This window comes from Rudanella lutea DSM 19387, assembly GCF_000383955.1.
In the GTDB taxonomy this organism is placed as follows: Bacteria; Bacteroidota; Bacteroidia; order Cytophagales; family Spirosomataceae; genus Rudanella; species Rudanella lutea.
In genome coordinates this window covers 6,218,052-6,225,135 of record NZ_KB913013.1, presented here as the reverse complement: position 1 = coordinate 6,225,135, position 7,084 = coordinate 6,218,052, and the positions used below count along the sequence as shown (strand labels likewise).

The 7,084-nt window shown below is 53.9% G+C and carries 3 protein-coding genes; 2 read left to right on the top strand and 1 reads right to left on the bottom strand.

The features are described from left to right. A partial coding sequence (locus RUDLU_RS0125390; protein WP_027303377.1) for a T9SS type A sorting domain-containing protein occupies positions 1-204 on the top strand: 204 nt, incomplete at its 5' end. Positions 205-299: 95 nt separating this feature from the next. Here RUDLU_RS0125390 and RUDLU_RS0125385 read toward each other — a convergent pair. Next, positions 300-1,427, bottom strand: coding sequence for a DUF5700 domain-containing putative Zn-dependent protease (locus RUDLU_RS0125385; RefSeq protein ID WP_044129703.1), 1,128 nt, complete (start codon positions 1,425-1,427; stop codon positions 300-302). 267 nt (positions 1,428-1,694) lie between these two features. Here RUDLU_RS0125385 and RUDLU_RS0125380 point away from each other — a divergent pair, with 267 nt between their 5' ends. Then, complete coding sequence (locus RUDLU_RS0125380) at positions 1,695-3,401, top strand: helix-turn-helix transcriptional regulator (RefSeq protein ID WP_211220229.1); 1,707 nt, start codon at positions 1,695-1,697, stop codon at positions 3,399-3,401. The last annotated feature ends 3,683 nt before the right edge of the window (positions 3,402-7,084 follow it).

The following is a 7,084-nucleotide window of genomic DNA, read 5'->3' as shown; positions in this document are numbered from 1 at the left end:
GAGGTGCAGGTGGCCAACCCCGCCGGGGAGGCTCTGCAACTGCGGGTGATTTCGGCTCAAGGCCGGGCGGTGAGCCGTGTGTCGGTAGCGCCTACTACGCAGCCCATCCGGCAGCGGGTGCCGCTGGGTGACGATGCGGGTACCTACCTCGTGCAGGTCGCTACCCCCACCCGAACCAAAACCCTGAAGGTGGTGCGCCAGTAAACCAAATAACAACACCAGAATAGCCCAAACGGACAACGCCCAATACACTGCATCGGGCGTTGTCCGTTTCTAATAAGCCTTTATCAAACAAGCAGTTAGAGGTAATTCTGCCAAGCTTTCACTTTATCCACAATTACTTCCGTGGACCGGCTGAACCGGATAAAACTTTCGTCAGGGTTCTCTTTACACACCAAGATATAAACCTCGCAAAACGGAATGGGGCCTTCGCTGATGCACCGGGCCAATGCCTCCTGCCCTTTGTACTTCTCAATTACTTTGGCCATTCGGTAGCCCGTGTCATAGGCTGTTTCTTCAAAGGCAAGGGTAAATCCGATGTTGTACAGCTCGTTTAGGTTGGCGGTCGAATCGTGGTAAGCCGAAAAGAGCAGGCTCTCAAATAACGCGAAATTCTGGCGGGCCCGCCGACCGTTGAGCTGGTAGCCTTCCTGCTGCGTTTTTGCAAATGACTTTGGTGCTTTGATTTTTGTAAAATCCGCAACCAAATTCGCGCTGCCCTCTCCCCAAAGGTTTTCGAGCATCACATAAGCGTTCACGATTGGCTTAGGCAGGGTCGAAGCCGGTTTTTGTTTCACGCGTTTCTTATCGCCAATGCCCTGTACAGAGTGGTAGAGTTCGTGCGCCACCAGATACACTAATCCTTCGTAATCATCCCCAATTTTCTGTAACGCTACATTAAACGTGTTGGGGTCGCCTAAGACAAAGCCCAACGCACCGCCCCCCACCAGAAAACAAGCCCGGACAGATCCGTTGATATTGGTGGGCGTGTATGGTCGAATCAGCGCTTTGACATCATCGGTAAAGGTGGCCCTGGATTCGAGTTGCCGGATAAGCTGCCGAATTTCACCCGCTTTTGCCTTGACCGACTTCCAATCGTAGGGGTCATGACCCTTTACCGTACCCGTTTGGACCACCTCCTGCAAGGTCCGTTTGAACACGGCTTCGGTTCCTGATGGGTCGTAGCCCGATACCTTTTTGATTAGCTGCTGACTGCCGAAAAGCCGGGCGATTCGGTCCAGTTCGTCATCACTCACCTGTGTTTTGGCAAGCAGGCTCGTAATGGCGTTGGCACTCTCATAATCAAGCTGAATGGTCAGCCCATCTGAAGCAGAAGGCGATTGGGTTCTCTGGCCGTATGCAGTGCAGACCAACACCCATAATACGAGAAAAATAATACATGGAAGGTTTAGGATATGGTATCGCATAAAAGTCTACAGTTTGCGGATGAGTGAATGTATATAAAAAAGCCATTTGCCCCTCAATAACATACGGGCTCTAAGGCTAGAAAATCAATCCCGCGAGTAGCTTAGCAGAAATTTGTACTCAGTTACATTTCGCTATTTGATAACCCATTTGTAAGTTTAGAAATTTGGCGTGTGAGCCCATATACATGTCAACACCTTCCTGCGTTATTGTTGATGAATACTGGCCCTTTCTGGAGAATCAATTACCCCTTTTTACCCCTTCTTGCGGTGGCCGTTTTCTGGACGTTAACCACCTGCGGTCAACCTGTTTTATCAAAAATTGAACAGGCTACACCCGCCGAACGCGTGCGTATGGCGTTGCTGTACTTTGATACGTGTCAGGCCGTAGCGAAAAGTCGGCAGGTAGCATTTGTGCAATTGGAGAAATTGGATGCAATTGCCGGGCGCCAGCAGGATGAGCAGCTTCGGCGGTACGCTCGTATGTTGCGCGATACCTACGCCAGAAATGACCCTAAACGTACCCACACCCAGAATGCCGAACTCTTTTTGCAGGTAGCTGCCCAGGCCGAAGCCGACGACGACGAGCAGATTACCGCCGTGTGTGAGCACTTTGCGGGGCAGTATTATTATCTGGCCGAAGACTTCGGCAAAGGGTTTCAGTATCTGCTGTCGGCAAACCGGCGGTTCCGGCAAATCGGCTACCGCAACATTCCCGAAATTCACCGCTATCTCTACGAGCTGGCGTTTAATTACTACTACTTAAATGATGACGAGAAGGTGGTGGAGCTTCTGACGGAGGCCAGCCAATACCCACCCTTTAACCCCAACCTGCATATTCAGACCTACAACACCCTGGCCATGGCGCAGGCCCGTCAGTTGGGAGAATCGCCCAAGGGAGGGGGTTTGGCGGTGCAAAATTACCAGCGTGCTTATCAATTGGCCGTTCACTACCGCGACTCCGTCTGGATGGGAATTGCCAACGGAAACCTGGGCGGCCTGTTCGTCAAGCTGAAGCGGTGGCCCGAAGCCCTCCAGGCCCTCCGAATTGATTTCCGCCTTGTGATGCGCGATGCGGCAAACCGGGGCTACCCGCTCACGACATCAGTGGCGCTCGCCCGCGTTTTTTTAGAACTGGGTCAGCTCGACAGTTGTCGTTTCTACCTGAATGAAGGGGTACGGATGCGACCGCTCCAACGCGTATCGGGCACGTACATCGTGAACGTTCAAGACGATTTGTTCTGGCTACGTTATTACGAAACCTACCGTCTGTATGCCCTCGCAACGGGCAAGCCCAGCGAGTCGGCGCGGGCGGCTGATAGCCTGCTCAAATACCAGAACCGAATCGACAAACGGTACCGCTCCAAAGCCGCGACGCTGGCCGAACAGCGCCTGCTCATTCAGCAACATGAGGCCGAGGTGGCCGAGCTCCAGCAGCATAGCCAAAACCAGCGCTGGCTCCTGAGCATAGGGGTGGGGCTCTCGCTGCTGGTAGCGCTCCTGCTGGGTTTTCTGTACCGGTACAGTCAGGACCGACGCCGACGGGAAGCGCAGGCCAACGCCCAGCGCGAAAAACAACTTGAACAGGAGAAGCAGACCGTAGCGGCCGAACGCGACCGGGCCAAAGCCGATCTGGCTCTTTTTTTGAGCAACCTCCGGCAGCTCGAATCCGAACACCATCTGGCCAATGCCACCCTGCTCACCCCCGACGACTGGGAGGAATTTCGCAAGCGGTTCGAACGGGTGCACCCTCAGTTTTTCATCCAGCTTCGGGCTCAGTTTAACGACCTCACACCCGCCGAAGAACGTCTGTTGGCCCTCTCGAAACTGAACCTGCACACCCGACAAATGAGCCATATGCTCGGCATCTCGACGGATTCGATTCGAAAAACCCGCTACCGGCTCCGCAAAAAGTTCGGCATTGCGGGCGATGCCCGGTTGCTCGCCCTACTCGACGAATCCGCCACAGACCCCTAAATTACCCTTGTAAATCAGCCACTTACATTTTTGTCCACGCTTTTGTCCACGCCCCTGAATCACCAGATTCAGGGGCGTTTATGTAGGTTCATGGCCAGTTACAACCCATGTCCTATGTCGCACGTATCCTCTTTACCGATTTCAACCGGGCAAGTCTCAACACCCACCCCGACCCAACGCCTACTTCACCTGGCACTTAGTATGCTGTTTACCGGTTTCCTGACCCTAAACGCCCTGGCCCAAACCACCTGGACGGGGACCACCAGTACCAACTGGAACACAGCATCCAACTGGAGCACCGGAGCTGTGCCTACGGCTTCGAACGATGTAATCATCCCTGACGTAGCCAACGATCCGATTATTAGCAATGGCACGGGGGCCCTGGCCAAATCGGTCGAGGTGGAGACCGGGGGAAAGCTGACCTTAGCCAGTTCGGCCACGCTGACGATTAATAATTATGCAGGCATGGGACCCGGAACGGCCGGCTTCTGGAACAAAGGTACGGTCGATAACAGCGGCTTTTTTATTTTAGGCAATACGGCCTCTGTAGGAAATTACGGCCTCCTAAACCAAGGCACCTTCAACAATACAGGTGGAACCTTACAAATTGACCGGAGCACAGAAGCTGCCCTTTATAATTTGGGTGGCACATTTGCTAACACTGGGGTAATCCGTCTGGGTGCTAACCAAAGCGTAGGCACCTACGGCCTACGAAACTACGGTACTTTTAACAATAATGCAGGAGGGATAATAGAGGTAGACAGAGCCTTAAATCGGGCGATCTACATAGATAGTCGCCCAATGAGCAATCAGGGTCAAATCGAGATAGGCTCTAAAGCTTTTGCAGGTAATCACGGGATTTACTGCGAAGGCCCCCTATACAACAACGCTGGTGGCGAGATTCTGATTGATAACTGTGGTTCATCTGCCTTGGAAACAAGAGGTGCGACCTCAGGCAATTCTGGTGGGGAGGCCATCAATTCTGGTACGATAGTTATTGGCTCTGTAGGGGGTGTTGGGGCCTATGGCATCTACAATAATGGCGGATTCACAAACAACGCCGGGGGGTATATTCAAATCGACAACAGCAGTACTGCGGGTATATTAAGTATTAGTTACGAAGTTAACAATTCAGGTGTAATCCGGCTTGGTTCAAAGGGCTCCGTCGGCCCCAATGGAGTCTCGCTTTACTTAGGCACCTTCAACAATTCGGGTTGCTCGGCTTATCTGTTTATCGATTCGAACAGTCCGATAACACGAGTGTCGGGCTCATTGAACAACTCAGGCACCATTGTCGAGAAGGCCAGCGGCAACAGCATGATCGCGACCAATTCGGGCGTGGTACAGAACCTCAACGGGGGTACGTTTACCATTGGCACCAACACGGGCCTGCTCACCACTGCTACCGGTACCCTCTGGACCGGCTGCACCAACACCGACTGGAACACGGCTTCTAACTGGAGCACCGGAGCTGTGCCCACCGCTACGGACGATGTAGTCATTCTGGATCGACCCAACAAACCCACCATCCCTAATGGCACGGGGGCCCTGGCCAAATCGGTCGAGGTGGAGACCGGGGGAAAGCTGACCTTAGCCAGCTCAGCCACGCTAACGATTAATAACTCGAAAACTACAGTGAATGGGTTGTCGGTCGGCTTCCGGAACAAAGGAACTGTCGATAACAGCGGCTTTATCATTTTAGGTAATACGGCCTCTGTAGGCGAGTACGGCCTGCGCAACGAAGGAACTTTTAACAACACAGGCGGAACTATACAGATTGACCGGAGCACAACGCGTGCTCTCCATAATGGTATTTCTCCCATCGGTCTCTTTACACCCACGCTAACCAACTCAGGGATTATCCGCCTGGGGAGTATTGCCGATATTGGCGAACAGGGCCTGTACATGGCCGGTATCGTAACCAACGAGGCCAGTGGGGTAATTGAGGTAGATCGGGCAACGGGGAGGAGCATTGAGGTGTTCTCCACTGAACAGTCCACGAATCAGGGCTTAATTAAAATTGGCTCAAGAGGAATTGCTTCTAACTGGGGCTTCTATTGCAACACCCAATTCGAAAACGGAGCGAGTGGCCGGATTCAAATCGATAACTGCACGTTAGTTGGTCTGGAAGTTCGGAATGGCGCCAGCTTTACCAATTCGGGGACAATCGCCGTTGGTTCTCAGGGGCCCGTGGGTCAATTCGGTATCGGTGCGAATTCGCGATTCACCAATAATCCAGGGGGTGTCATCCTGATCGACAATTGTACGAGGGCCGGTATGGAAGTAGACGTGTACGGTTCCGACAGAGGCCTTGTCAGCAACTTTGGCATCATTCGGATGGGTTCCAAAGCCTCGGTTGGCCCCTCTTCGATTCTGGCCAACAGTACTACGTTTAATAACTTAGGGTGCTCCGCGTACCTGATTATCGATTCGGACAGCCCAATCAGTATCAATCCATTTACTGATTTTCTAAACTCGGGTACGATTATCGAGAAAGCCAGCGGAGATAGCTACATCAAATCCAATTCGGGCGTGGTGCAGAACCTAAACGGGGGTACGTTCACTATCGACAATAATACCGGCCAACTTACGACCCAGGCCGGTACCCTCTGGACCGGCTGCACCAACACCGACTGGAACACGGCTTCTAACTGGAGCACCGGAGCCGTGCCCACCGCTACGGATGATGTAGTCATTCTGGATCACCCCAACAAACCCACCATCGGCAACGGTACAAACTCAGTTGTTAAATCAGTACATGTGCTGAGCGGGGCTGCTCTGACCCTGAACAGCTGTGCCTCACTGAGCGTGGTGGGTACGTTTCGTAACGAGGCTACCGTACTCAACAGTGGACTCCTGACCCTCAACACGGACCAAACCCATACCAACACCGGCACGTTTACCAATAACGGCATCATCGCCTACCCCCAGGGCAACCCCATTCCGGGCGTTACCAACAACAAGGTTATTGCCCAGCCTATTCTCAATTCCTGCGGCCTAACCATCAGCCCCGCTCTGCAAATCGGCTCGGCCAACGACCTGACGGTGGGCGGTACCTGGTTTCAGAACGCCAACCTAAGCACGCAGGCAGGCACCTATGCGGCCAATACATTTACCGCTACAAACCTTTCGGCAGGTGGCCCCTACCCAGTATTCTTCACCGTTACGGATGCAGCCAACGGCTGTACCCGGACCATTTCCATTCCTATCACCCTGAGCACTGCGCCCACAACCAACATTTCACCCAGCTCGACCACCCTTACCTGTGCCAGCCCAACAGCAACCCTCACCGCGTCAGGAGGGGGTACCTACCGCTGGGAGGATGGCTCCACCAATGCCACNCGGACCGTCAACTCGGCGGGCACCTATTCGCTCACGGTTACAAGTGCCAACGGCTGCGCGGCCACTGCTTCGGTCGGCGTGAGCGAAGACAAAACCTCACCAGTGGTGAGCCTGGCCGCATCCGGCTCGGTGACCTGCGCCAACCCAACCGTTACCCTCACGGCCTCACCCGCCGGGCAGGGCACCTACCAGTTTTCAGGACCGGGATTGAGCCAGTCAGGCCCGAGCAACACGGCCACCGTCTCGGCCGGGGGGCTCTACTCGGTCACCGTCACCGGANCCAACGGCTGCACGGCAACTGCCACCACCACCGTCGAAAGTGCCACCAATGCCGTCAATGC

Coding starts and splice junctions, on each gene's coding strand:
- RUDLU_RS0125385 (WP_044129703.1), bottom strand. CDS start 1,427: ATGCGATACCATATCCTAAACCTTCCATGTATTATTTTTCTCGTATTA.